Below are 620 nucleotides of genomic sequence, written 5' to 3' on the forward strand. Positions count from 1 at the left end.
CGGTCCAGCTTCGTCACTTCACGGCTCACGAACTGCGACTTGCCGGCATCGGCTGCCGCTTCGATCTTCTCGACCGCTGCGCTGCCGCCTTCGGCCGCCACCGGATCGAAACCCGTCGCACGCACCGTGATGACCTTGATCGGATCGCTCGACTGCACCGTCGCGATCGCGTTACCCGCGTAGATCGGGCGCTCGAACGTGTCGGCCGAATCGACCGCCGTGATGTCCGAGATCTGCGCGACGTCCAGCTTCGCGGCGATACGCGGCGCGATGTTCTTGCCGTAGGCCGTAGCCGGCGCGAGGATGTGCGAGTAATCCTTCGCGATGTTCAGCGCGGTCGCTTCGACGTTTTCCGCGAGGCCCGCTTCGAGCTGCGGCGCATCGGCCAGGAGTACCTTCGACACACCTGCGATCTTCGCTGCCGCGTCGGCTGCGCCTTGCGCGTTGTGGCCCGCGACCAGCACGTGGATATCGCCGCCGATCTTCGCTGCCGCCGCCACCGTGTTCAGCGTCGCGGCCTTGATCGACGCGTTGTCGTGTTCTGCAATCACCAGAATCGTCATTTCTTTCCGCTCCCTCTTACAGCACCTTGGCTTCGGTCTTCAGCTTCTCGACCAGCG

The 620-nt window shown here is 64.5% G+C and carries 1 pseudogene; it reads right to left on the reverse strand.

The annotated features are described in order from the left end of the window. Nucleotides 1-563: pseudogene (locus tag BCO18175_RS40430) on the reverse strand (electron transfer flavoprotein subunit alpha/FixB family protein); the annotation flags it as partial. Nucleotides 564-620 lie beyond the last annotated feature (57 nt).

Source organism: Burkholderia lata (assembly GCF_902499335.1).
GTDB lineage: Bacteria > Pseudomonadota > Gammaproteobacteria > Burkholderiales > Burkholderiaceae > Burkholderia > Burkholderia lata_B.